We start from the raw sequence: 24,545 nt of genomic DNA on the forward strand, positions 1-24,545 counted from the left end.
GCGCGTGCCATACGCTTGTCGCGAGGGCCGGGGTTTCATCCCGTGCCCCTGACAGGCCCAAGGGCACGCGCAAGGGGCCCCCAGGTCAAGCCGACCCCGCCGCTGGTACCGACGCAAGCCGGAAGCCCAACCCAAAAAAGAGGTGCGCGTGCCAACAGGAAGACACGCGCACCCCCACCTCACCCGTGCGTCACGTTCACCCGAAACACGTGAACCTCCCCATAGTTCGAAGAACTGCACGGCGAAGACTTCGAACAGTTCGCCTGCGTATAGGCTCCAGTCTTGAAATACGCTCCCGAAAAGCTCTTCGAGAGAGTCGTCTGCAGCTTCCCGTCGAAGTACGCCTTGATCTTCCCGCCGCTCACCTCGAACCGCGCGGTGAACTTCTTCCCGAGCTGGTAGTCGCTCGTCACGAGGTGGTACTTGGAATTGTCCCCGTTGGTGATGTAGACCTTGTTCCCCTCGATGCGGAAGACCGACACGTCGTCATCTCCGCCGTGGATCTGCGCGGCGACCACGTGGGGCTTGTCGTTGGGCAGGTGGGTGACGGCGGCCTCGACTTCGAGGGTGTGCTTCCCGGAGTTCGACGACCAGGCGGCGTTGTCCTTGCCGTTGTTGGTCATCTCGCGCAGCTCGGATCGCGGGTAGCTCGACCCGCTGGTGGTCACCCCGTTCACGGCCGCGCGGAACCGGACCCCGTTGCAGCCGGGCAGCGGGACGAACCAGGGGTCGGCGCTGAACGTGGCGAGTTCGGGCTGCTTGACCTCCTTGGGTTTCCCGGAGGAGCCGGTGGGCAGGGTTTCCTTCCAGTTCTTCAGGTCCAGCACGTCGGCGGGGTACTTGCACTCCGCGTCAGCCGCGACCGCGGGCACCGCGGAGGCCAGGGCTCCCACGGAGAAAGCCGCGCAGAGCAGGGGAATGGCACGGTTCATCGGTCATGGTCCTCTCGTCGAACACCAGCACGGGAACGAATCGGAGCGCCAGCAACACGGGTGTGCCCACACTCCACAACAACGGGGCGAAAACTCCTGCGGACGCGAGCGCCAACGCGAGCACGACCACGGCCGTCAGCCCCAAACACGGGGCGAGGGAACCGAAAGCCGTCACCAGAACGGCCTTCGGGCGTGCCTCGCCCCCAACAGCGACCTGAGCCGCCAGAACAAGGTGATACGGAATCAGCACGAGCCCGAAACCCACCTGAGCCGCGAGCAGCACGAACGCGATCTGCTCAGGTCGGTCGGCCAGGAACATCACGTTGGCGGCGAGCACCGCGATGACCGCGGTGGAGACAACGGAGTGCTGCCACAGCGAACGCCAACACGCGGGGAATGCCTTGAAGACACCCAAGAAGCATCGTGCGTCACCGTCAACCCGCCACTGCTGAAGCGCCACCGCAGCGGCTGCCAATGCGGGAAGCCACGTCACAACACCGATGCTCAACACGAAGAACGCGGCACCGGCGAGCGCCGGATAAGCAACAAACTCCAACGCGCGCAACACGTTCCGCGTAGTCATCAGACGATCTCCGTAACCGGACGAGCCGAATCCAGGACGACTCGACCATCCACGACAACGCGAGTCCCACCAACAACGGCCGTCCTGTCACCACTGCGAAGCACAGCTACCGCGTCAGCGGTGACATCCGGAGCCTCGATCCGTCCCTCGACCGGCGAGAGGTACACGGATTCACCGGCACCGAACCGGACACCCCAACCGCGGGTGCAGTCCACCCGGCACGCAGCACCGGAATCCGTCGGCTCGATCGCCGTTAACAGATGCCCGGAGGAATCCATCCGAACCGTGTGCAGGGTCTTCGCTATCCGCAGGCTCGGCGTGCTCGCGGTGGGGTTGGCCTCGATCTCCGTCGTGGTCTGCGAAATTCGCGGGAGCGGGTCACCCAACGCGCGAACCACGGCGGCACCGGGGCCCGACCGCAACAGCACGCCATCCGAGCCCACGGGCACAGCCGGCCAATCGGAGTGCAGCAACAACGTCCATGTGCGCGGCGTAACGGATTCGACGAGATCCAACAGCACGATCCGGCCGGACGGCGTCATCACGAACGTGCGGTCGAGCCGCCGCACTTCCAAGGCTTCATCGAACATCGCCGCGGTCTCGGACGTCGCGTGCACAAACCCTTCCGCGGCAAGCACATCGCGCACTCGACACAAGCGCTCCCACGGGATTCCCTTGTAGACGTGGTAGCGGTCCTCATCCGCCCAGCCCTGCCCATCCACGAGAACCAGGTTGTGGTCCCCGGCGCGCTTCCGATTGGAGTAGCCGTCATCGACGACAAGAAAGGCTCCGTGGGAAGCAAGCACAAAAGCGCCGGAGTCGGGGTGGTGATGCCCGGCGTTGAGCGTCTGCCACCCATATGCCTCGTAGAACCGGTGCGCGGTCTCCCAAGCACCGTGCCCACCACCCGGCGCCGCCTTGAAGCTCGCGAACGTTGCCCGCGGGTCCCAACTCGTGCGCGCCGTCACCTGGCCCAGATCGGGGAAGTACGCCGTAGTAGGAACGGATGTAGCCGGATCGACGGCGGCAACTGAGGGATCGAACCACAGGTACTCAAGGAAAGCCTCGGGCATCACACCCGGTTTCACCCCGGACGCGTAAGCCTCGCGCCAGAAGAACTCGCCTGACACCTTCTCGGCCAACCACTGCGCCTCGCCGATGCGATAAGCCGAGGCCAGCTTGTAGTACAGGGACACGCTGTGCCCACTGCGCCGGTCATGGCAGTCGCCGTGGTCGACGTTCTCCTCGAAGCCCGGCGCGCACTGGTGCAGCCGCCAGTGGAAAGTGTTGCGCAGGAACGAACCCCGGTTCCACCAGTCGATCCCTTCCTGCTGCTGGAGCAGGTCGGTGTAGATCGCCAGCCACGGAACCCCGTAGCGCCAGTACACAACGCCCTCGGAGTCCGATCCGTCCGACGGCATCAGCTCCAGGACCCGCGCGAAGTTCGCCTTCGCCCGCTCCGTCCACTCCGGACGGTCGAGCGCGTAGCCCACCGCGGCCAGGCCGGTGTAGCAGATCCAGTTGTGGTTCTGCCAGAAGCTCGAAGACCACCAGGTCCCCTCGGACTCGACGGCGAACTTGTACAGCCGTTCGCCCTGGAGCGTCAGCTTCTCCCGCAGTTCAGCCTCCTGCGCGGGCTCCAGGTCATCCGCGATCCACGAGTAGGCCAGGGAAAGCCCGTGCAGCAGCCACCCCGCGTCGAGGTCGTGATCGGGGAGGTTCGCCTTGCCCCAGTGCGGATAGCCGATGCACGTGGAAATCCACCGCCACGCCTCGTCCAGGTAGCCCCGCTGGCCGCTCAGCACGTAGGCGAGCGCGAGATTCGCCGCCGCGGGGCCGAAGTACGTGATGCTCGCGGTGGGGTGCTCGCTGGGCGGGTGCTGCGTCCGATACCAGTCGCACTGCTCGTACAACCGCTTCCACTGCCGCGCGCGATCACCGCGCATGTCCGCGCGAAGCGAGTCCAGGCGATCGCCGATCAGGATCACAGTTCGCCCCCAACTACCCGGTACACCGACCGGAACGTGACGTCCGCGGTCGGCTCGCTGGTCCAGTCGATGTGCACCCGAGTGCGGTTCGGGTCGTCAGCGGGCGCCCTGCCCGGCCGTACGAGAAAGCACGCGGGCGCACCGCGAACCGTGTGCTCGCCGTGCAGGCGTTGGCCGCCGATCCACTCAGTGGTGCGCGCATTCCCCTGCGCCCGCGCTACCAACGGAACATCTGGTCGCAAGTGGACAGTCACGACGCTGGGCCGATCGCAGCGCACAGTCAGCTCGTCGACGAGGCACCCGTCCCGCAAGGACACCCGCCGCGTCGCGGTGACACCGGGATAAGCCTCGTACACCGCAACAGTGATCTCATCCGGTTCCGCCGAGATCAACCGCCCGGCGCACTCCGCCTGGTCCTTACCGTCCACAGTGAACGTCGGATGAGCGGCGGTACTCGCGTAGTAGGCGCGCATCGCGCGGTGTCCGTAGGGGACCTGGCCGGGGTCGGGCTGCCACGGCGTGCGCGCTCCGTACAGGTACAGGGAGAGCTTGTCGCGGTGTCCGTGCGGCCCCCCGTGCGGACCGAAATCAACGATCGCGTGGATGCCGAAGCCCTTCAGCACCGCGTGCCCGGCGTCGGGGAACACTCGGACCACAGCATCGTTGGGGGCACCCGTCAGACCGAATTCCTCCACCAGGGATTGCACTTCGGCGTACTCGGCGGCGGTGTCCGAGCGCTCGTAGGGACTGTCGTGCAGGGCCGGAACCAGGCCGCCGGAGGTCTTGATCGTGGCGAACACGCTTGCCATCGCGGAAATACGCGCGTGCACCGTGGCAGGCATGTCGCGGTATCCGCTGTGCCGCAACGCGAGCAGGTACGCCCGCAGCACGAAGGCGTGGTAGTAGGTGCTGCCTTCCCATTCCCACCCGTCCAGGTGGGTGGAGGCCAGCACGTGCTCGTACACGCCGCTCTCATCGGTCAGCCAGCTCCTGTCGGCACTCGTGTGCTGGATCTGGGCGACCGCCGAGGAGCACACGGCGCCGGCCGCGTTCAGCCACGCCGTGTAGTTGGAGTGGAACTTCCCCTCCCCCACCAGAATCGCCCGCGCGCTCCGCGCGGCATCGACCACGCCCTTCAGCAAGGGAAGGAGATCCGCCAGACCATCCACTTTGGACATTGCGAGGGCACGCGCCGCCTGTCCGACGGTGACCGCCCAGATCGCCTCCGTCAGCGCCTGCTGGAAGAGCCGTCCGCGCAGCATCCATGACTGCGCGCCCTCGTGCGCGTCGGTCCCGAGCGAGACGTAGAGCCGGTTGTAGTCCAACAGCATTGCCAGGGCGCGATTCTGGCTCACGGACGAGCTGCTGCGCGCGAGAATGAGAATCTGCCGAGCGCACGCCTGGTGCGCGAGGACGGTCCACGCCCCGCGCACCTCCGGGGAGTCGACGCGGCAGCCGTGCACGCACGAGACACCCCCGTCCGGGAATCGCCCTTCCAGCAAGCCTTCGTGGATCAGCTCGCCGCCGTGGATCGGGCACACGTAGTTGTGCCACCAGCCGCCGCGCTCGGTGGGAACGGTCACCATGGCCGCACTGGTCACCGGAACCACGCCCCGCCGTCGATGTCGATCGTGGCACCGGTCAGGTACCCCGCCTCGGGCGAGGCCAGGAACAGCGCCGCGGCCGCCACCTCGTGGGCGGTTCCCGCCCGCTTGAGCGGAATCCCGGCGACGATGGCGCGCTGCGAGTCCTCCGGGGTGAACGTGCCGTGGAACTCGGTCCCGCCGATGAACCCCGGGGCCAACGCGTTCACCGTGATCGCGGATGGGGCCAGCTCCTTGGCGAGCGCACGGGTGAAGCCCGCGACCCCGGCCTTGGCCGCGGAGTACGCCGCGGCGCCCGGCCCTCCGCCGTTGCTCGCGGCGAGCGAGGACATCGTGACGATCCGCCCACCGCCCGCGGCCTTCAGGTACGGGATGGCCGCGCGGCAGGTGCGGAAGGTCGCCGTCAGGTTGACCGCGACGACCCGCTCGAAGTGCTCATCGGTCATGTCCTCTGTAGACACTCGTCCGACCAGGTGGCCCGCGTTGCAGACCACGATGTCGAGCCCGCCGAGGAATGTCGCCGACTCGCTGAGCAGCCGGTCCACCTCGGCGCTCACGGTGACGTCCGCGCCGAGCGCCAGTGCCTTGCGCCCCAGCAGCTCCACCTCGGCGGCGACCTCAACGGCCCGCGCCTCGGACCGTCCATAGTGGATGATCACATCGGCTCCGGCCCCCGCGAGGGCGAGCGCCACCGCCGCACCGATGCCGTGCCCGGCGCCGGTCACCAGCGCGCGCTTTCCGGTCAGGTCGAAAGACATGCCAAACCTCACTTGATTCCCGCTGTCGCGAAGCCCTGGACGAAGTACCGCTGGGTGAACAGGAAGAGCACGATCATCGGCAGCGTCGCCAGCGCGGACCCCGCCATCAGGTAGGCCCACTCGGTCCGCTCGGCCTGCTGGAACGCGGCGAGGCCGACCTGGACCACGCGCAGCTCGTCGCTGGTGGTGACCAGCAGCGGCCAGAGGAAGTTGTTCCAGCTGCCCTCGAAGGTCAGCAGCGCGACCGTGGCGATGGCCGGTTTCACCAGCGGCGTCATCACCCTGGCGAAGATGCCGAACTCGCCCATGCCGTCGATGCGCGCCGCCTCCTCCAGCTCCTTGGGCAGCGCCAGGTAGAACTGGCGGAACAGGAAGATGGCGAACGGGGTGAGCGCGCCGGGGATGATCAGCGCCCACCACGAGTCCAGCCAGCCCGTCCCACCGCGGCCGAGCCAGTCGTTGCCGCCGAAGAACGGCACCGACTTGGCGATCAGGTACTGCGGGACGATCTTGGTGTAGGTCGGGATCATCATCATCGTCATCACGCCGAAGAAGATCAGCGTGCGGCCCCGGAAAGCGATGCGCGCCAAGGCGTATCCGGCCATGGACGCGACGACCAGGTTCAGCGCGGTGTGCCCGACCGCGATGGTGAGGCTGTTGCGGAAGTAGGTGCCGAACGGTGCGAAGCCCATCGCCTCCGGGTAGTTGCTCCACAACCACTCCGTCGGCAGGATCTTCGGCGGGTACGCCGCGATGTCCGCGCGGTTCTTCACCGAACTCAGCAGCATCCACACGAACGGCACGATCATCAGCAGCGACCCGGCGCCGAGCACGAGGTGCAGCAGGAAGCGCCCGCTACGCTCCGTTCTAAGAGGAGACATGACTGTCGTCCTTCCCGGTGAGCCTGCGGCTGATCACCGTCAGCACCATCAGGAAGCCGAAGAGCACGACGCTCTGCGCGGAGGCGGTGCTGATGTCGAAGCGGCCGAACGCCGCCTGGTAGATCTCGTAGGTCATCACCGTGGTGGAGTTCGCCGGGCCGCCGTCCGGGGTCAGGATGTAGACCTGGTCGAAGACCTGGAACGCGTCGATCATCGAGACCACGAAGACGAAGAACGTCGCGGGTTTCAGCAGCGGCAACGTGATCGAGAAGAACTTGCGCGGGCCGCTCGCCCCGTCGAGGTCGGCCGCCTCGTACAGCTCGTGCGGGATGCTCTGCAGCGCGGCGAGGTAGATGAGCATCTTCACGCCGATGCCCTTCCAGATGCTCACCACGATCACCGACGTCATCGCCCAGTCCGGGTCGGCCAGCCACGCGGGCCCGGTGACGCCGACCATCTCCAGCAGCGCGTTGAACAACCCGATGCGCGGCTCGAACATCCACATCCACACCAGCGCGATCGCCACGGTCGCGGTGACGTGCGGCAGGAAGAACGCCGCGCGGTACCACGCCCGCGCCCGCATCTTCACGTTGAGCAGCACCGCGACCACGGCGGCGATGACCATGGCGACCGGGACGGTGAAGAACGTGTAGACCAGCGTGTGCCAGATCGAGGCGTTCCACACGTCATCGGAGAAGATCCGCGCGAAGTTGTCGAAGCCGACCCACTCCGCGGTCCCGGCGAAGATGTCGTACTGGAGGAAGGCCAGCACGAACGTGGAGACGACCGGGATGCCGATCCACCACACCAGGTGGATCACGGCGGGCGCGAGCATCAGGGCGGCCACCCTGCGTCGGCCGCGATCCTTGCGGCGCAGCGCCTTCCGGCGTTCCAGGACTGCCGTCATCGCCCGGAGACCTGGGTGGCGGCGCGTGCGGCGAGCTCGTCGAGCGCTTCCTTCGGCGACTTCTGGCCGAGCAGCGCCGACTCGATGGCGGCCTTGAAGTCGTTGCGGATGTTCAGCCAGCCCGGCACCCCGCCCTCGGAGAACGCGGAGTCCATATTGGACATGGCGAACCGGACGAACGCGTTCTCCTTGACGTAGCTGGAGGATTCCAGCGACCTGACGGCGGGAACGTTGCCGCGCTGGCTGCTCGCGGCGAGCGAGGCGTCCGCGGAGGCGAGGAACTTGACCAGCGCGAGCGCGGCGGGCTTGTTCTTGCCGCTCGCCGACATCGAGGCGAGCGTGCCGCCCTGGAACATCGCGGGCCGTTCGTCGGTGATGACGAACGTGCCGATCTTGTCCTGGGCGATCAGCTCGGGCCGCTGCGCCTGGATCTCCAACCAGAGGTTGTTGTGCCCCAAGGCCATCGCGGCGCGGTCGGTGATGATCGGGATACTGGTGTCGCCGACCTTGGTGAACCCGATGTCCAGCGCGCGGTCGGTGCGGATGAGATCGGTCATCAGCTCAAGGCCGCGCACCGCGTTGGGGCTGTTGAACGCGACCTTGCCGTCCGGGGTGAACAGGTCCCCGCCCGCCGCCCACAGCAGCGTCTCGTAGACCTGGCGCGGATCGGTGGACAGCACGTCCATCCCGGCGCGCTGGAGCTTGCCCGAGGCGTCGCGCACGGTCAGCCTGCGCGCGTGGTCCCGCAGTTCGGCGAAGGTGCGCGGGGGCGCGGTGATGCCCGCGGCGGCGAAGAGGTCCTTGCGGTAGATGCCGAAGCGCATGTCGAGCATCACGGGCAACGCGTAGACCTTGCCGTCGTGCACCCCCGCGTCCACCGCCCGCGGCGAGTAGGTCTTCGCCAGCTCGGCGCGGTCCATGCCCAGGTCGGCCAGCAGCCTCCCGGCGAACGGCGGCACCCAGCCGATGCCCAGGAGCATCACGTCGTAGGCGCGGCCGCTGACCATCGAGGTGGTCAGCTTCTCGTTCAGCTTGGCGTAGTTCGTGTAGTCCGGCCGCACCCTGACCTTCGGGTACTGCTTGCGGAAGGCGGCCAGCTGCTCCTCGAGCACGCGCTGCCCGTCCGAACCCTCGAAGATCGGCGTGACGAGGCTGATCTCACCCTGCGGCTCACCGCCGGTGCCCTGGCCGGAGGACGGAGCGGGGCCCCCGCACCCCGACGCCAGGACGGCGACGGCCAGTACTGCTGCTGCGGCGGTTCTCATCGTGACCTCGTTCTCCACGGCGACGGGGAAGAGAGTGGTGCATCGATTTACTGTTCAGCGGTGCCCGAAGGGTAGGTGCGGGGTAGGACGCCGTCAACGCCCGCTCGCGAAAACATGTCTCTGGTACGGTCTCATCAGGTGATTGGGAGGGGTCCCGAAGTGCGCAACGGCAGCAGTGTGACGATTTACCAGGTCGCCCGAGCCGCAGGGGTCTCACCGAGCACGGTGTCCAACCTGCTCAACGGTCGGCCCGGTCGCATGCTGCCCGCGACCAAGCAGCGGGTGGAGGAGGCGATCGAACGCCTCGGCTACCGCCCCAACCGCACCGCGCGCCAGCTGCGGACCGGCCGCACGCAGGCGATCGGCTTGGTCGTGCCCTCGGTGGCGAACCCGTTCTGGGGGACATTCGCCCGGCACCTGGAGGGCTCGGCGCTCGCCGAGGACTACCACGTGCTGCTGTGCAACAGCGAGCGCGAGCCGGAGCGGGAGCGCCGCTACCTCGAACAGCTCTGGGACGACGGCATCCGCGGCGTCGTGCTGTGCTCGTCGCTGCCCTCGCTCGACCACGTCAAGCCGCTGCTGGAGGCGGGCCTGACCGTCGTCGCCTTCGACCGCACCGCCCAGGCGGGCGACCCCGAGACGCTGGTGAACATCAGCGTGGACAACGTCGTCGGCGCGCACCTGGTCACGCAGCACCTGCTGGGCCTGGGACACCGGCGGCTGGCCTACGTCTCCGGTTCGCTGCGCGCGGTGAACCGGCAGGAGCGCTACCGCGGCTACCTCTCCGCGATCGCCGAGGCGGGCCTGGACATGGCCGCGGCCAACGCCGAACTGTCCACTTCGGACGACCGCTACGGCGACCGGGACGCCGCCGAACTGGGCCGCGCCCGCACGGTGGAGCTGCTGAACTCGCCCAACCCGCCGACCGCGCTCGTCGCGATGAACGACATGTGCGCGCTCGGCGTCTGCGCGGGCGTCCGCGACACCGGCCGCCAGGTCGGCGAGGACGTCTCGGTGGTCGGTTTCGACGACATCCTGCTCGCCGAACTGTGCGCGCCCGCGCTGACGACGGTGCGACAGCCCTTGGAGCGCATGGCGGCCGAGGCTTTCCAGCACCTGCGCACCGGCATCGAGGGCGGCGCGCCCGTCGCGGGCCGGTCGCTGCTCATCCGGCCGGAGCTGGTCGTGCGCGCCTCCACCGCTCCCCCGCGCTGACGCTGGTCATGGCCCGGCTCCAATGGGCTTACGAGATGGGAACGGAGCACGGCGTTCCCGGCCCGGGCGGCGCACGCTGATCTCCTGACTCCAGACGGGTGACTCGGTTGCCGGTCCGACGGGAGGAGCTGCGATGACGCCGTTCTGGGAGGCCACGTCCGGCAGGCTCCGCGACCGCGTGGCGCACGCCGGCGCGCCCGCGGTGATCTTCTGGCTCGGCGGGCTCGCGCTCGTCCCCGGCGGGCCCGCGTGGCTGGCCACCGTTCCCGGCGCCTTCCTGTTCGCGGGCGCGCTCGTCGGCTCGGCGGTGCTGGTGAACCAGGTGGCGCCGTTGGCGTTGCAAGTGCTCCAAGGCCCGTGGCCGGGGCCGCTGAAGGAGTTGTCCCGCAAGCGAACCGCGGAGCTGAGCGCGCGCGTGGAGGCCGACGAGCTGAAGTGGCACGAGCTGACCGCGGCGGTGAAGTCCGATCTCGCCACCGACGAGGAACGCGCCGAGTACGTGGAGCTGGCGCGGCGGCTCAGCCGGTGCTCGGCCGATGTGGCCCAGCACCAGCCGACTCGGGTGGGCAACCTGCTCAGCGCGGCGCAGGCGCGGGTCGGCGAGAAGTACGGGCTGGACGCGGTGATCACCTGGCCCCGGCTGTGGCTGGTGCTGCCGAAGGCGGCGCGGGAGGAGCTCGCGGCGGCGCGCGCGGCGCTGCACTCCTCGGCGGCGACCCTGGTGTGGGCGGCGTTGTTCTGCGGCTTCACCTGGTGGTCGTGGTGGGCGCTGCCGATCGGCCTCGCGCTGATCGGGGTGACCGCGTGGTTCTGGGTGCCCTCGCGCGCGGCGAACTTCGCGGCGCTGTTCGAGTCCACCTACGACCTGCACCGGGCCGCGCTCTACGAACAGCTGCGCTGGCCGATGCCCCAGTCCTCTGTGGACGAACGCGAACAGGGCCGCGCGCTGACGAAGTACCTGCTCCGCGGCACCCGCCCCAGCTTCACCTGACCTCCCAGCCGGGTACGTACCCAATGCGGCATTCGTTACGTCTGACGAAACAAATGCCACATTGGGTACGTAAGCGCTGCGGGATCAGTGCTGGGCACCGATCGGGTCGGCCTCCGCCATGGCCTGGGCGGTCAGGCGCAGCAGCGGCGGGAAGCGGTAGCGGAACCAGCCCGCGAAGTCCGCGGCGCCGCCGGTTTCGGGGATCGCCAGGTGGAACTCGACCAAGCGCTCCAGCACCGACTCCGCGTGGTACTCGTCGAGGTTGAGCAGCTTCGCCGCGTCCTCCAGCGGCAACGGCTCCTTGGCGTGCGGGGCGAGCGCGAGGAACGCGGCGCGGGCGTCGGCGTCCAGCTCGGCGACGCTGGCCTCCACGCTCGCGCGCACGTCCAGCTTGCCGCTGGTCAGCTCGCGCAACCGCTGGTCCTCCGCGGCCAGCCGCTCCACCAGCCGGGCCACCGACCAGTGCGGGCGCAGCGCCAGCCGGGTCGCGGCCGCGAGGATCGCCAGCGGGGACCCGCCGCACAGCCGCAGCAACGCCGCGGCGGCCGCGTCGTCCCGGCCCGCCCTGGGCTGGCCGATCACCGAGACCAGCAGGTCGGTGCTCTCGCCAGGGCTCAGCGGCGGCAGGTCGAGCATCAGCCCGACGCTGCGCCAGTGCAGCCTGCGGCGGCAGCTGACGATCACCGCGCAGCGCTGGCCGGTCGGCACCAGCGGCGCGACCTGGCCGGTGCTGGTGGCGTTGTCCAGCACCACCAGCAGCTTGCGCTGCGCCGTCCAGCTGCGGAAGAGCTGGCTGCGTTCCTCCAGCGTCGCGGGCAGCGGGATGTGCGGGCCGCGCAGCGCGCGCAGGAACCCCGCGAGCACCTCGGCGGGCTCAGTGGTCGCCAGGTCCGCGTAGAGCTGGCCCTGGGAGAACCGCGCCCGCACCCGGTTGGCGGCGTGGATGCAGAACGCCGACTTGCCCGAGCCGGGGGGCCCGGTCACCGTCACCACGGGCGGCGCGGAGGACGGCGGGCGCAGCATCAGCGCCTCCACCTTGCCCAGCTCGTCGGACCGGCCGATGAAGGCGGGCAGGTCCGGCGGGAGCTGCGCGGGCGGTTCGCCCCAGCCGGCGTCCCGGCCGCTCTCCCGGACCACGGTCAGCCCGCTCGGCGTGGACTCGGTGTGGTCCGCCCCGCCCGCCAGCAGCGAGCGGTGCAACTTCTGCAGTTCGGGGCCGGGCTCGATGCCGAGCTTGGCGACCAGGGTGGAGCGGATGGTCTGGAACACCCGCAGCGCCTCGGAGCGGCGGCCCGCGCGGTGCAGCGCGAGCATCAGCTTGCCGTGCAGGCCCTCGTGCGTGGGGTACTGCCGGACGAGCGTGCCCAGCTCGGCGATCAGCTGGTGGTGCCGCCCGAGCAGCAGGTCCACCTCCATGCGCTGCTCGGTGACGCTGCTGCGGCTCTCCTCGAGCCGGGCGATGTGCGTCTTGAGCACCGGCCCCGGCTGGACGTCGCTGAGCGCGGAACCGCGCCACACCGCGAGCGCCGAGCGCAGCGAGTCGGCCGCGTTCTCGTACATCCCGCTCTCCAGCTCGGCCCGCCCGCGCTGGGCCAGCTCGGCGAAGTGCTGGACGTCCAGCGACTCCGACGGCAGGTCGAGGGAGTACCCGACGCGGTGCGTGCGCAGCACCGAGTCGGCCAGCTCGGCCCGCTCGGAGCTGGCCAGGATCTTGCGCAGGTGCGAGACGTAGGTCTGCAGCGTGGTGTTCGCCTTGGACGGCGGCCGAGGTCCCCACAGCTCCTCCATGAAGGACTCGGTCCGGACCACGCTGTTGGCGTTGACCGCGAGGAGGGCGAAGACCTGACGCATCTTCGGCGGGGTCGGCGTGATGGCGACGCCACCACGCAGGACCTCGAACTGGCCGAGCACGCGCACTTCGATGATCTCAACCTCCGCTCAGCAGGATCGCACTTGGTATACCGCAGAGTCCTCCCACCGTAGAAGGAGAAGATGGAGAAGAATCAACGCGGGGTAAACAGTTCGTCGGACGTGCGATGGCAGTCGACGAACGGTGTCCAGGGACTTTAATACCCTAACTCCATCGGGTGAAAACCGGCCCCTGACCAGCAGTAATTCCGTTACTCCACCGATCGTGTCGGCATGCGCCCGGCTGTAGCCGCCCGCTCGCTTGCCGCACAACCACGGCCCTTTGTCCCCAACAACTTGAAATCGCTTGGCCCGGTCCTGGCCGGCAGTAAGGGCCACCCGTGTATCGAACTAATCTGTTTTGTCGTTCGTTGGAGCGACGCAAAACGGCGGGGACGAGACTTCGGTCTCAACCCGTGATCGTTCCCGCCATTCGGGACAGCACCGCGTGCGCGACGGCCTCGGGGGCCTCGTCCGGGATCCAGTGGCTGATCCCGTCCAGCACGCGCAGCTCGTAGGGCGCGTCGACGAACTCCGCGCACTTGCGCGCGCCGGCCTCGCCCAGCGCGATGTCCGCGGTGCTCCAGATGTAGGTGGTCGGCACCCGCGCGGGCGGCACCGCGGCGCGCTCGCCGGGCACCGCGGCCCGGTACCAGTTCAACGCGGCGGTGAGCACGCCCGGCTCGGTCATCGCGCGCACGTGGATCTCGGTGTCCTCCAACGGCAACGCCGTGCCGAAGACCTTGTACAGCGACTCGGCTTCGTTGGCCAGCAACACCTCTTCCGCCTTGCCCGCCGTGCGGAACAGGTGGATGTACTCCGAGCGCTTGGCCTGGTCCGGGTCGTTGGCGCGGGCCCAGGCGAAGGCGGCGGGATGCGGCACCGACACCGCCGTCAGCGTCCGCACGCGCTCCGGGTGCCCGATCGCGGTCGACCACGCGACGATGGCGCCCCAGTCGTGCCCGACGAGGTGGAAGGAGCCCAGCCCGAGCGCGTCGGCGATCCCGATCACGTCGCGGACCAGGTTCGGCACCGCGTAGTCGGCGACGTCCGCGGGCCGCGCGCCCGGGGAGTACCCGCGCTGGTTGGGCGCGTACGTGCGCAACCCGGCCGCGTTGAGCAGCGCGGTGACCCGGTGCCAGCTGTGCGCGGTCTGCGGGAAGCCGTGCAGCAGCAGCACGGGCTCGCCCGACTCGGGCCCGGAGGCGACGACGTCGAAGGTGAGCTCGCCGAGTTGGATCTCCATGCGCCCCAAGCTATCGGTTGGAGCCCGGCCCCGGGAGTAGCTCGATGTCGGTGGCGCGCATCGGCTCGCCGCAAGCGGAGCAGCACGGTTCGACGTGGGCGATCTCGCCGCACGCGCGGTGGCGGTAGAGCACCGGCGGCCCGGCCTCACCCGCGGTCCACTTGTCGCCCCAGCGCACCATCACCGTGAGCAGATCGCAGAGTTCGGCGCCCTTCCCGGTGAGCACGTACTCGTACCGCGGCGGGCGGCTGGAGTACTCGCGCCGCTCCAGCACCTCCTGGTCGACCAACCACTTCAGCCGCTCGGCCAGCACCTTGCGGGAGATGCCGAGGTCCTGCTGGATCTGCTCGAACCGGGTCATGCCCACGTAGACGTCGCGCAGGATCAGCGGCGACCACGGTTCCCCAATCACGTCGAGGGTGCGCGCGATCGAGCACGCCATGTCGCCGAACCGGGTCCGTTGCACCACACGATCATAGTTCCCTAAGGGAACGTTCTGCGCTACAGTCAGTTCCCTCAAGGAACTTGGAGGTTGTGATGAGCCGTCCCGCCGTGGTCTCGGTCCAGGAGTGGCGCGCCGCCCGCGACGCCCTGCTGGTGAAGGAGAAGGAGCACACCCGCGCCCTCGACGCACTCGCGGCCGAACGGCGCAGGCTGCCGATGGTCCGCCTCGACCCCGGCTACCGGTTCACCGCGCCGGACGGCTCAGGCGTCGACTTCGCCGACCTGTTCGACGGCCGCCGCCAGCTGGTCGTCTACCACTTCATGCTGCACCCCGGCAGCGACCACGTCTGCGACGGCTGCTCGTCGTTCACCGACAACCTCGCGGACCAGTCGCACCTCAACGCCCGCGACACCACGCTCGCCCTGATGTCACCCGCGTCGCAGGAGCAGATCTCGTTGGTGCGCAAGCGGTTCGGCTGGACCACGCCCTGGTACTCGGCCTTCGGCAGCACGTTCTACGACGACCTGGAGCTGGGCGGGGGCTTCGGGGTGAGCGTCTTCCTCCGCGACGGCGACGAGATCTTCCGCAGCTACTACACCTCCGGCCGCGGCGTGGACCGCCTCCGCATGGACTTCAACCTGCTGGACCTCACCCCGTACGGCAGGCAGGAGACGTGGGAGGACTCCCCGGAAGGCTGGCCCCAGACGCCCACCATGCAATGGCTCCGCCACCGCGACGAGTACTGAGCCCCATCCCCACCCACCACCGTCGCTTTTCCCGTTTCGTACTCTTGCCGGGATTTGGGAGCGCTCTCTTCCCCGCTAAGAGTACGAAACGGGATTGGTTTGGACCACCTCAGCCGATGTGGAGGGGAGCAGGGGCGGGGTGGGCACGAGGGGAGTTTAGCGCGGGGGCGGGGTGTAGCTCTCGATTTTGGTGAGCAGGCGGCGGATGCGGAGCGCGTGCAAGGGCGAGAGGGCGTAGCCGGGGTAGCTGGCGAACCACGACGCGCTGCCGAGGCTCACCGCGTCCGCGCCCGCCCAGAAGTACTCCCGGCAGTCGTCGAAGGTGCGGATGCCCCCGGTCGCGATGATCGGCAGCGTCACCCCGGCCTCGCGCAGCTCGGACACCACGCGCAGCCCGATCGGCTTGATCGCGCGGCCGGAGACGCCGCCGTAGCGGTTGGCCAGCCACGGCTTGCCCGTGCGAGGGTCCAGCCGCAGACCCTTCACGGTGTTGATCGCGGTCAGCCCGGAGACCCCGTGCTCGGCAGCCAACCTGGCGTGGCCGAGGTAGTCGTAGTCGGGCGACAGCTTGAGGATCACCGGGTGGGTGCTGCGCGGAACGGCCTCGGCCAGCACCGCGCCGATGATCTTGTTGAAGTCGAAGTTCACGTTGTGGCAGGACACGTTGAGCTCGACGGCGGCGATCTCGCCCGCGGGGACGGCGGCGTTCACCTTGTCCACCAGGGTGACGAACTCCTCCGCGGAGAACCCGCCGAGCGAGATGATCGTGCGCTGCCCCCGGGTGCGCGGGAAGTAGTCGCGGAGGTAGGCGTCGATGCCGACGTTGCACCAGCCGAAAGCGTTGAGCCAGCCGGTGTCGGTCTGCCGCAGCACCGTGCCGTAGCGCTTCAGCAGACCGGGCAGCTCGCGCACCGGCCACACGTCGCGGGTGGTGAAGTGCCCCTCGCGCGGCTCGACGGTGACGGTCCGCGCGGTGACGGCGCCGAAACGCTCCAGCGGGACGAACTTCGAGATCGGGCTCATCCCGTACGGCACGAGCGAGGAGTTGGACACGCCGTAGCCCAGCAGGCTCGACGACGTCACCAACCGGTTGCGCAGAACGATATCGCCGAGCCGGACAGTCACTTGGTGTGCTCCGCGTGCATCGCGCGCAGCTCCCGCATCGCGTCGACCGCGTGCCGGGAGTCGGTGGACTGGATCGCCATCACCGACACGTACTCGTCGTCGGGCAGCTCCAACCGCGCCCACGCTGAGCCGTCCGGGAAGTTCACCTCGCGCACGAGCGCCCACGGAAGCCGGTGCGTCACAACGATGTTGCGCACCTCGACCCCCTCGGCGTCGGCGCGCAGGCGGGGCCGGGTGAACAGCAACGCGGCGGCGGCGAGCGCGACGCCGATGCCCGCCATGGCGATCTGGTCGGCCACCCGGAAGTACGCCCCGGTCGGGGTGTTCCCCAGCAGCACGCCCACCACGACGAAGACCGCGACCAGCGCGACGGCCAGCACGGGGGCCACCCGCCGGACCTTGCGCGGCCTGATCACCAGCTCAGTCACCCTCTCAGCCCCTTCAGCGTCAAAGCCGTGTCGAGCGCGGCGACGCACGCCTCGAAACCCTTGTCCTCCACCGAGTCCGACCGCCCGGAGCGGGCGACGGCCTGCTCGACGGTGTCGCAGGTGAGCACGCCGTTGCCGACCGGGGTGGACTCGTCCAGCGCCACCCGGGTCAGCCCCGCGGTCACCGCGTCGCACACGTACTCGAAGTGCGGGGTGCCACCGCGGATCACCACGCCGAGCGCGACGACGGCGTCGTGCGTGCGCGCGAGCTGTTGGCAGACAACGGGAAGCTCCACCGCGCCCGCGACCCGGACAACGGTCGGAGCCGCGATGCCCGCCTTCGAAGCGGCGAAAACCGCGCGCTCCAACAGGTTCCCGGTGATCTCCGCGTGCCACGTGGTCGCGGCGATCCCGAGGCGCAGCCCCGACGCGTCGGGCACGACCTGCTCCGGCCGTCCCTCCCCGCTCATGACATGTCCAGATCGTGCAACTCGTGTCCCATCCGATCCCGCTTCGTGCGCAGGTAGTCGACGTTCTCCGGGTTGGGGCGCACCGGAAGCGGCACGCGCCCGGTCACCCGCAGGCCGTAGCCCTCGAGCCCGACCCGCTTCGCCGGGTTGTTGGTGAGCAGCCGCATGGCGTGAATACCCAGGTCCACCAGGATCTGCGCGCCGGTGCCGTAGTCCCGCGCGTCCGCGGGCAGCCCCTGCGCCAGGTTGGCGTCCACGGTGTCCGCGCCCGCGTCCTGCAACTGGTAAGCCTGGAGCTTGTGCATGAGGCCGATGCCCCGGCCCTCGTGCCCGCGCATGTAGAGCACCACGCCGCGCCCCTCGGCCGTGACCATGGCCAGCGCCGCGTCCAGCTGCGGACCGCAGTCGCAGCGCAGCGAACCGAACGCGTCCCCGGTCAGGCACTCCGAGTGCACGCGCACCAGCACGTCCTCGCCGTCGCCGATCTCGCCGTAGACGAGGGCGACGTGCTCGACGCCGTCGATGAGGCTGTCGTAGCCGTACGCGCGGAAAACCCCGTGCACCGTGGGCATCCTGGCCTCGGCGACGCGCACGACCTGCTTCTCCGAGCGGCGCCGGTAGGCGATCAGGTCGGCGATGCTGATCAGCGCGAGGTCGTGCTCGGCGGCGAAGACGCGCAGCTCGTCCTGGCGCGCCATCTCGCCCTCGTTCTTCTGGCTCACGATCTCGCAGAGCACACCGGCGGGCCGCAGCCCCGCCATCCGGGCCAGGTCCACCGCGGCCTCGGTGTGGCCGGGCCGCCGCAGCACGCCGCCGTCCTTGGCGCGCAGGGGAACCACGTGCCCGGGGCGGTTGAAGTCACCGGCGACGGACTTCGAGTCGGCCAGCAACCGGATGGTGTGCGCGCGGTCGGCGGCCGAGATGCCGGTGCTGACGCCCTCCTTGGCGTCCACGGTCACCGTGTAGGCGGTGCCGCGCACGTCCTGGTTGGAGTGGTACATCGGCGGCAGGTCCAGCCGGTCGCAGTCCTCGCCGGTCAGCGGCACGCAGATGTAGCCGGAGGTGTAGCGGACCGTGAACGCGATCAGCTCGGGCGTGGCCTTCTCGGCGGCGAAGATGAGGTCGCCCTCGTTCTCCCGGTCCTCATCGTCCACGACGACAACGGGACGGCCCGCCGCGATATCGGCCAACGCCCGCTCGACGGGATCGAAAGTGGTCACCGGGCCTCCTTGCTCAGTGCTGCCCATTGTCCCCCACTCAGCGGTGCCCATCGGGGCGGTGTTCGTCACTTGGACGACAGGTGCGGGGCGGCGAGGCGCTCGACGTACTTGGCGACCACGTCGACCTCCAGGTTCACCACGTCACCGGGCTCGCGGCGGCCGAGCGTGGTCAGCTCCAGGGTGGTCGGGATCAGCGCGATGCTGAACTCGTCGGTGCCCGCGCGCACCACGGTCAGCGAGACGCCGTCCACCGCGATCGAGCCCTTCTCCACCACGTACCTGGCCAGGTTCTCCGGCATCGCGAACCGGGTCAGCCCGGAGGCGTCGCGGGAGAGCAGCGTCCCGGTGCCGTCGACGTGGCCCTGCATGATGTGGCCGCCGAGGCGCTGACCCGCGGCGACCGCGCGTTCGAGGTTGACGACCTGGCCCGCCTCGGCCTTGGCCAGGCTGGAGCGCTGCAACGTCTCGTGCACGACGTCGACGGTGAACGCGCCGTCGGTGACGTCGACGACCGTGAGGCACACGCCGTTCACCGCGATCGAGTCACCGTGCTTGGCGTCGGAGGTCACCAGCGGCCCGTGCACGGTCAGGCGCGCGGAGTTCGCGGCGTGCTCCACCGCGGTGATCCTGCCCAGTTCCTCGACGATTCCGGTGAACATGGTCCTCCTACTCAGGTGCCGGGACGGCGCTGATGCGCACGTCCGGGCCGATCATGGTGGCGCTCTCGAACGCCAGCGGCAGCGCGTCGCCGATGGTGCCGACGCCGATCCCGCCCAGTACGGGGGTACCCGCTCCGAGCAGCATCGGCGCCATGTACACCAACGCCCGGTCGACGAGCCCTGATTCCCAGAACGCGCCCGCGAGCCGCGGACCGCCCTCCAGCAGCACGTCGACCACGCCCCGCGCGGTGAGGGCGTCCATGACCTCCATCGGGTCCCGGGTGCGCAGGTGCACCGTCTCCGCCGCGTCGTCGAGCACCCGCGAACCCGGGGGGATGTCGCGCTCACCGACCACGACGCGCAGCGGCTGCCGGGTCGCGGACTCGTTCGCGGGCGGGCGGGCGATCAGCTGCGGGTCGTCGACGAGCACCGTGCCGATGCCGACGATCACCGCGTCGACCTTGAGCCGGAGCTCGTGCACCTCGGCGCGGGCTTCCGGGGAGCTGATCCAGCGGCTCGTCCCGTCCTCCGCGGCCGTCCTTCCGTCCACAGTGGACGCGAACTTCCACGTCACGTGCGGCCGCCCGGTGCGCACGTGGTGCAGCCACGCGCGCAGCGGCCCGGTGCGGACCTGGTCGGCGAGCAGTCCTGAGTGGACGGTCACGCCCGCATCGCGAAGTCGTCGCGCCCCACCGGAAGCAGCCGGGAACGGATCGTCGACCGCGTAGTACACCTGGGCGATCCCGGCGTCCAGCAACGCGTCCACGCACGGCGGGGTGCGACCGTGGTGCGCGCAGGGCTCCAGGGTGACGAAGGCGGTCCCGCCCCTGGCCGCCGTCCCGGCCATCCGCAGCGCGACCACCTCGGCGTGCGCCTGGCCGGGCGGGGAGGTGCCGCCGAACCCGACGGGTTTGCCCGCCGCGTCGACGATCATGCAGCCAACGGGCGGGTTCGGGCTGGTGAAGCCGCGTACGCCCTCGCTGACCGCGATCGCCGACCGCATCGCGAGTTCGAGCCCCGATTCCGAGGACATCAGCGCCGCGCGTCGAGGACCTGGCGGCGCAGGGCCCGCACGGCCTTGCCGGGGTCCTTGCCGTCGTAGACCGCCGAGCCCGCGACGAAGCAGTCGACGCCCGCCTCCGCGGCCTGCTCGACGGTGTCGGCGTTGATCCCGCCGTCGATCTCCACCACGAGCGTCAGGTGCCCGGTGTCGACCAGCCGCCGCGCGGTGCGCACCTTGTCCAGCACCTCGGGCATGAACGACTGCCCGCCGAAGCCCGGCTCCACCGACATCACCAGCAGCGTGTCGTAGTGCTTGAGAACGTCCACATAGGACTCCAGCGGGGTGCCGGGCTTGACCGACAGACCCGCCTTGGCCCCGGCCGCGCGCAGGTCCTTCGCGATCTTCACCGGGTCCCCGGCCGCCTCGGCGTGCACGGTCACGTTGTAGGCGCCCGCCTCGGCGTAGCCGATCGCCCACCGGTCCGGGTTCTCGATCATGAGGTGGCAGTCCAGCGGGATCTCGGTCGCCTTGCGCAGCGACTTCACCACCGGCAGGCCGAGCGTCAGGTTCGGCACGAAGTGCGCGTCCATGACGTCGACGTGCAACCAGTCGGCGCCGTCGGGACCGCCGACGGCGGCGGCCTCCTCGGCGAGACGGGCGAAGTCCGCGGACAGGATGGAGGGGGCGATCAGCGCCTGACGAGCCACGGAACAGCAGTCTAGGTGGCCTGTTCGGCCGCACGCGCGGCGGCCCGGCGGCGCACCGGCAGGTACGCGAGCACGAGCAGCAGCAGGAACGGCGGCCCGGCCAGCCACGCCACGAAGAACTGGTCGGTGAAGCCGGTGGTGACCAGGACCGCGACGAGCACGAGCGCGGCGAGGCCGGAGGTCACCGGCGCTCCCGGCAGCCGGATCGGCGACGGCGGCGCCCCCTCGCGCTCCCGGGCGCGCCGGAACGCGAAGTGCGTGGCGAAGATGATGATCCACGCCGCGAGGCCGCTGAACAGCGCGGCGCCGATCAGCAGCGGGAACGCCTGCTGCGGTGAGAACACCGAGGCCAGCACGGCGATCACCAGGCCGACCGCGCACAGCCCGAGCGAGCGCGTCGGCACTCCGCGCGAGCTGATCTTCAGCAGTGACCGCGGGGCGTGCCCGACGATCGCCAGCGAGTGCGCCATCCGCGAGCTGAGGTAGAGGTTGGTGTTCATCGCCGACAGCGCGGCGGTCAGCACCACGAAGTTCATCACCCCGGCAGCGGCGGGAACGCCCGCGTACTCGAACAGCCGGACGAAGGGGCTCTGCGTGATGCCCTCGTTGCCCGCCGCCTCCGACCACGGCACGACCAGCACCAGGACGGCCGTGCCCAGCACGTAGAACAGGCCCAGCCGCAGCACCATGCTCCGCGCGGCCCTCGGCACGTCGCGCTCGGGGTCGCGCGACTCGGCGGCGGTGAGCGTGACCGCCTCGGTGCCCAGGTAGCTGAAGGTCACCACGCTCAGCGCCAGCCACGCCGCGCCGAGCCCGTTCGGCAGGAACCCGCCGTGGTCGGTGACCGCGGACAGGCCGGGCGAGGGGTGCCCGGGGAAGCCGAAGAGCAGGAAGTACACGCCGATCCCGATGAACACCACGATGGTGGCGACCTTGATCATCGCGAACCAGTACTCGAACTCGCCGAAGAAGCGGACCGAGAGCGTGTTCACCGTCAGGATCAGCACGGAGAAGCCGACGACGGGCACCCACAGCGGCACGTCCGGCCACCAGAACCGGATGTAGAGCCCGGCCGCGACGACCTCGCTGCCGATGTTCACGATCTGCGCGACCACGTAGAGCCACCGCTGCACGAAGCCGGCCAGCGGACCGAGGTAGCGGTGCGAGATCGCCCCGAAGCCGCCCGCCTCCGGGTGCACGACGGTCATCTCCGCGAGCGCGTAGGCGAGGGTGAGCGCGACCACCGCGGCCAGGGCGTAGACCACGACCACCGCGGGCCCGGCCATCGAGATCGCCAGCCCGGAGCCGAGGAACAGCCCGGTGCCGATCGCGCCGCCGAGGGCGATCATGCCGACCTGACGACCTGACAGCTCCCGCCGCAGGCCCGTCCCCTCGTCCACACCAGCCCCCTTCGCTCGGATGATCGCCGAGTGTGCCCGGCGCACGCAGCGTGATCACCACCGGGCCCTGGGGTTTCCGTTACAACGCCCCAGCTAAATGGCCCCGGCGAGGAAGGCGCGCAGTTCGGCGAGCACCTCGGCCGGGCGCTCCTCCGGCAGGAAGTGGCCGCAGTCCGGGATCGCGCGGCCGCGGACGTCGTCGGCGTACTCGCGCCAGATGTCCAGAGCGGGTTGCGAACCGAGCAGCCCCGCCGCGCCCCACAACGCCAGCACCGGCATCTCCAGGCGGCGGCCCGCGGCGAAGTCGGCGTCGTCCAGCTCCGCGTCGTCGGGGATCGAGGCGCGGTAGTCGTCGAACCCCGCCCGCAGTGCTCCGGGGGCGGAGAACGCGCGGACGTACTCCGCGATCGCCGAGGGTTCGAGGCCGTGGCGGTTCACCGTCCACCTCTCGAAGAAGTACCCGAGGTAACCGGCGACGTCGTTGCCCACGAGGCGCTCCGGCAGGTCCGGCTGGAGGTGGAACAGCATGTGCCAGTACGCCGCGCCGACCTTCGCGTCCATGCGCTGCCACATCGCCCGCATCGGCACCACGTCCAGCACCGCGAGCCGTTCCACCTGGTCCGGGCGGTCCAGCGCCCAGCGGTGGGCGACGCGCGCACCCCGGTCGTGCCCCACCACGACCGCGCGCTCGAAGCCGAGAGTTTCAATCAACACTGAAACGTCGGAGGCCATCGTGCGCTTGTCGTAGCCGGTCCTCGCCTTGTCCGTCAGACCGTATCCGCGCAGGTCCGGGGCGATGACCGTGTGATCGCGGGCCAGCTCCGGCACCAGGAACCGCCAGCAGTGGCTGGTCTGCGGCCACCCGTGCAACAGCACCACGAGCGGCCCCTCGCCCTCGCGGCGGTAGTGCATCCGCAGCCCGTTCACCAGCGCGACCTCATCCATGACCGCCTCCTAACCCTCTAAGGTGGTTAGAGACGGTAGCGTGCGGCACACTCTCCGGACAAGGAGGGACGATGGCCAAGCGGGACTGGATCTGGGACGGCGGGCGACCGAGCGTCGACCTGGTGAACACGCTGCGCGACCGCAAGACCGGCCATCGGGAGCTGCTCGACGACGCCGACGCGCTCGCGGAGTGGCTGCGCCTGGCCGAGCTCGCCGACGTCGGCGCGGCGCAGGCGGAGCCCTACCTCGACGCGGCGCGGGACCTGCGCGAGGTGATCGACCGGGTCACCCGCGGCGACCTGGCCGAGGCCGACGTCACCGCGCTCAACGCGTGGGCGGCACGGCAGCACCGGCCGCCGGTCCAGGTGCGCCTGACGGAGCGGCGCGAGCCGGTCGCCCACGTCCCCGCCCCCGACGACCCGGTGGCCTCGGCACTGGGCGCCGCGGCGGTGGACGCGATCACGCTGCTCCTGGAGTCCTCGGCATTGCGGATCTGCGCCTCGGAGACCTGCGGCCTGCGCTTCGTGGACCGTTCCCCGGCCAGGAACCGGCAATGGTGCTCAATGGCCCGGTGCGGCAACAGGGCGAAAGCGCGGCAGCACTACGCGCGGCACAAAACCACGTAGAAAGGGGAAAGCGTGAGCTACGCCCACTGGCAGGATGTGCCGACGCGGTGGAAGGACAACGACATCTACGGCCACGTGAACAACGCGGCCTATTACTCGTTCATGGACACCGCGATCAACACCTGGCTCATCGAGATCGGCGGACTGGACATCCACAACGGAAAGACGATCGGCCTCTGCGTGGAATCGCATTGTTCCTACAAGGCACCCGCGGCATTCCCCGAGACGATCGCGGTAGGAATGCGGGTGGGGCACCTCGGCAGGTCGAGCGTGCGCTACGAACTGGGGCTCTACCGTGATGACGACCTGCTGGCCGAGGGCCACTTCGTCCACGTCTTCGTCGAACGCGAGACGCGGCGACCTCGGGAGATCGCCGCGCCTCTGCGTCCCGCCCTGGAATCACTGCTCGTGATTCCCTGAGCCGCTGCGGGGTCCCTGAGTCCCCCAGACCCCCAAGACCCCGCAGCGGCCGTTGGTGGACGCCCTCCCCGGG

Annotated in this window: 25 protein-coding genes; 5 read left to right on the plus strand and 20 right to left on the minus strand. The window is 69.7% G+C overall.

Annotated elements, in window-relative coordinates:
* Positions 1-179 precede the first annotated feature (179 nt).
* The 8 genes from NLX83_RS18130 to NLX83_RS18165 are packed head-to-tail and all read right to left on the minus strand — an operon-like array spanning position 180 to position 8,918.
* A complete protein-coding gene (locus tag NLX83_RS18130) occupies positions 180-932 on the minus strand; it encodes a polysaccharide lyase family 7 protein (RefSeq protein WP_254236261.1) in 753 nt (250 codons plus the stop codon).
* The gene (locus NLX83_RS18135; RefSeq protein ID WP_254236262.1) at positions 853-1,515 is read right to left on the minus strand and encodes a hypothetical protein; all 663 of its coding nucleotides are present in this window, start codon (positions 1,513-1,515) and stop codon (positions 853-855) included. The genes NLX83_RS18130 and NLX83_RS18135 overlap by 80 nt, the downstream gene beginning before the upstream one ends.
* On the minus strand, positions 1,515-3,503 hold the full coding sequence (locus NLX83_RS18140) for a DUF4962 domain-containing protein (RefSeq protein WP_254236263.1): 1,989 nt from the start codon (positions 3,501-3,503) through the stop codon (positions 1,515-1,517). The genes NLX83_RS18135 and NLX83_RS18140 overlap by 1 nt, the downstream gene beginning before the upstream one ends.
* Entirely contained in the window at positions 3,500-5,104 is a 1,605-nt protein-coding gene (locus tag NLX83_RS41895; RefSeq protein WP_254236264.1) for a heparinase II/III domain-containing protein, read from the minus strand. Before NLX83_RS41895 ends, NLX83_RS18140 begins: the two co-directional genes overlap by 4 nt.
* Complete coding sequence (locus NLX83_RS18150) at positions 5,101-5,865, minus strand: SDR family NAD(P)-dependent oxidoreductase (protein WP_254236265.1); 765 nt, start codon at positions 5,863-5,865, stop codon at positions 5,101-5,103. Before NLX83_RS18150 ends, NLX83_RS41895 begins: the two co-directional genes overlap by 4 nt.
* Positions 5,866-5,873: 8 nt before the next feature.
* A complete protein-coding gene (locus tag NLX83_RS18155) occupies positions 5,874-6,746 on the minus strand; it encodes a carbohydrate ABC transporter permease (protein WP_254236266.1) in 873 nt (290 codons plus the stop codon).
* Positions 6,733-7,653 (minus strand): carbohydrate ABC transporter permease, encoded by a 921-nt coding sequence (locus tag NLX83_RS18160; protein WP_254236267.1) that lies wholly within the window; start codon positions 7,651-7,653, stop codon positions 6,733-6,735. Before NLX83_RS18160 ends, NLX83_RS18155 begins: the two co-directional genes overlap by 14 nt.
* Complete coding sequence (locus tag NLX83_RS18165; protein WP_254236268.1) at positions 7,650-8,918, minus strand: extracellular solute-binding protein; 1,269 nt, start codon at positions 8,916-8,918, stop codon at positions 7,650-7,652. Before NLX83_RS18165 ends, NLX83_RS18160 begins: the two co-directional genes overlap by 4 nt.
* A 138-nt stretch (positions 8,919-9,056) precedes the next feature.
* On the opposite strand from NLX83_RS18165, the gene NLX83_RS18170 reads away from it, so the two are divergent.
* Together NLX83_RS18170 and NLX83_RS18175 are read left to right on the plus strand one after the other, a co-directional pair.
* On the plus strand, positions 9,057-10,133 hold the full coding sequence (locus tag NLX83_RS18170) for a LacI family DNA-binding transcriptional regulator (RefSeq protein ID WP_254236269.1): 1,077 nt from the start codon (positions 9,057-9,059) through the stop codon (positions 10,131-10,133).
* A gap of 133 nt (positions 10,134-10,266) precedes the next feature.
* Entirely contained in the window at positions 10,267-11,124 is an 858-nt protein-coding gene (locus NLX83_RS18175; protein ID WP_254236270.1) for a hypothetical protein, read from the plus strand.
* Between the two features lie 84 nt (positions 11,125-11,208).
* On the opposite strand, the gene NLX83_RS18180 is transcribed toward NLX83_RS18175, so the two are convergent.
* From NLX83_RS18180 to NLX83_RS18190, 3 genes are all read right to left on the minus strand, one after another.
* Entirely contained in the window at positions 11,209-13,041 is a 1,833-nt protein-coding gene (locus NLX83_RS18180; RefSeq protein ID WP_254236271.1) for an AfsR/SARP family transcriptional regulator, read from the minus strand.
* A gap of 400 nt (positions 13,042-13,441) precedes the next feature.
* The gene (locus tag NLX83_RS18185; protein ID WP_254236272.1) at positions 13,442-14,278 is read right to left on the minus strand and encodes an alpha/beta fold hydrolase; all 837 of its coding nucleotides are present in this window, start codon (positions 14,276-14,278) and stop codon (positions 13,442-13,444) included.
* A gap of 10 nt (positions 14,279-14,288) precedes the next feature.
* Positions 14,289-14,744 (minus strand): winged helix-turn-helix transcriptional regulator, encoded by a 456-nt coding sequence (locus NLX83_RS18190; protein ID WP_254236273.1) that lies wholly within the window; start codon positions 14,742-14,744, stop codon positions 14,289-14,291.
* Between the two features lie 71 nt (positions 14,745-14,815).
* Between NLX83_RS18190 and NLX83_RS18195 the strand changes: the two genes are divergently transcribed.
* Positions 14,816-15,469: a DUF899 domain-containing protein gene (locus NLX83_RS18195; protein ID WP_254236274.1), complete on the plus strand. Its 654-nt coding sequence runs from the start codon at positions 14,816-14,818 to the stop codon at positions 15,467-15,469.
* A 156-nt stretch (positions 15,470-15,625) separates the two neighbouring features.
* Here NLX83_RS18195 and NLX83_RS18200 read toward each other — a convergent pair whose 3' ends face one another.
* From NLX83_RS18200 to NLX83_RS18240, 9 genes are all read right to left on the minus strand, one after another.
* Complete coding sequence (locus tag NLX83_RS18200; protein ID WP_254236275.1) at positions 15,626-16,594, minus strand: dihydroorotate dehydrogenase; 969 nt, start codon at positions 16,592-16,594, stop codon at positions 15,626-15,628.
* On the minus strand, positions 16,591-17,022 hold the full coding sequence (locus NLX83_RS18205; protein WP_254236276.1) for a PH domain-containing protein: 432 nt from the start codon (positions 17,020-17,022) through the stop codon (positions 16,591-16,593). Before NLX83_RS18205 ends, NLX83_RS18200 begins: the two co-directional genes overlap by 4 nt.
* Positions 17,019-17,492, minus strand: a complete 474-nt coding sequence (gene ribH / locus NLX83_RS18210) for a 6,7-dimethyl-8-ribityllumazine synthase (protein WP_254236277.1) — start codon at positions 17,490-17,492, stop codon at positions 17,019-17,021. The genes NLX83_RS18205 and ribH overlap by 4 nt, the downstream gene beginning before the upstream one ends.
* Positions 17,489-18,712, minus strand: a complete 1,224-nt coding sequence (locus NLX83_RS18215) for a bifunctional 3,4-dihydroxy-2-butanone-4-phosphate synthase/GTP cyclohydrolase II (RefSeq protein ID WP_254236278.1) — start codon at positions 18,710-18,712, stop codon at positions 17,489-17,491. Before NLX83_RS18215 ends, ribH begins: the two co-directional genes overlap by 4 nt.
* 65 nt (positions 18,713-18,777) lie before the next feature.
* Positions 18,778-19,371 carry a riboflavin synthase gene (locus NLX83_RS18220; protein ID WP_254236279.1) on the minus strand — a complete coding sequence of 198 codons (594 nt, stop codon included), beginning with the start codon at positions 19,369-19,371 and terminating at the stop codon, positions 18,778-18,780.
* A 7-nt stretch (positions 19,372-19,378) separates the two neighbouring features.
* Entirely contained in the window at positions 19,379-20,404 is a 1,026-nt protein-coding gene (gene ribD / locus NLX83_RS18225; RefSeq protein WP_254236280.1) for a bifunctional diaminohydroxyphosphoribosylaminopyrimidine deaminase/5-amino-6-(5-phosphoribosylamino)uracil reductase RibD, read from the minus strand.
* A complete protein-coding gene (rpe, locus tag NLX83_RS18230; protein WP_254236281.1) occupies positions 20,404-21,081 on the minus strand; it encodes a ribulose-phosphate 3-epimerase in 678 nt (225 codons plus the stop codon). The genes ribD and rpe overlap by 1 nt, the downstream gene beginning before the upstream one ends.
* An 11-nt stretch (positions 21,082-21,092) precedes the next feature.
* A complete protein-coding gene (locus tag NLX83_RS18235) occupies positions 21,093-22,481 on the minus strand; it encodes an amino acid permease (protein WP_308209330.1) in 1,389 nt (462 codons plus the stop codon).
* Between the two features lie 93 nt (positions 22,482-22,574).
* Positions 22,575-23,426 carry an alpha/beta fold hydrolase gene (locus tag NLX83_RS18240; protein ID WP_254236282.1) on the minus strand — a complete coding sequence of 284 codons (852 nt, stop codon included), beginning with the start codon at positions 23,424-23,426 and terminating at the stop codon, positions 22,575-22,577.
* Between the two features lie 71 nt (positions 23,427-23,497).
* On the opposite strand from NLX83_RS18240, the gene NLX83_RS18245 reads away from it, so the two are divergent.
* A complete protein-coding gene (locus NLX83_RS18245) occupies positions 23,498-24,052 on the plus strand; it encodes a CGNR zinc finger domain-containing protein (protein WP_254236283.1) in 555 nt (184 codons plus the stop codon).
* A 12-nt stretch (positions 24,053-24,064) separates the two neighbouring features.
* Positions 24,065-24,472: an acyl-CoA thioesterase gene (locus NLX83_RS18250; RefSeq protein ID WP_254236284.1), complete on the plus strand. Its 408-nt coding sequence runs from the start codon at positions 24,065-24,067 to the stop codon at positions 24,470-24,472.
* Positions 24,473-24,545 lie beyond the last annotated feature (73 nt).

It is taken from the genome of Allokutzneria sp. A3M-2-11 16, assembly GCF_024213555.1.
GTDB lineage: Bacteria > Actinomycetota > Actinomycetes > Mycobacteriales > Pseudonocardiaceae > Allokutzneria.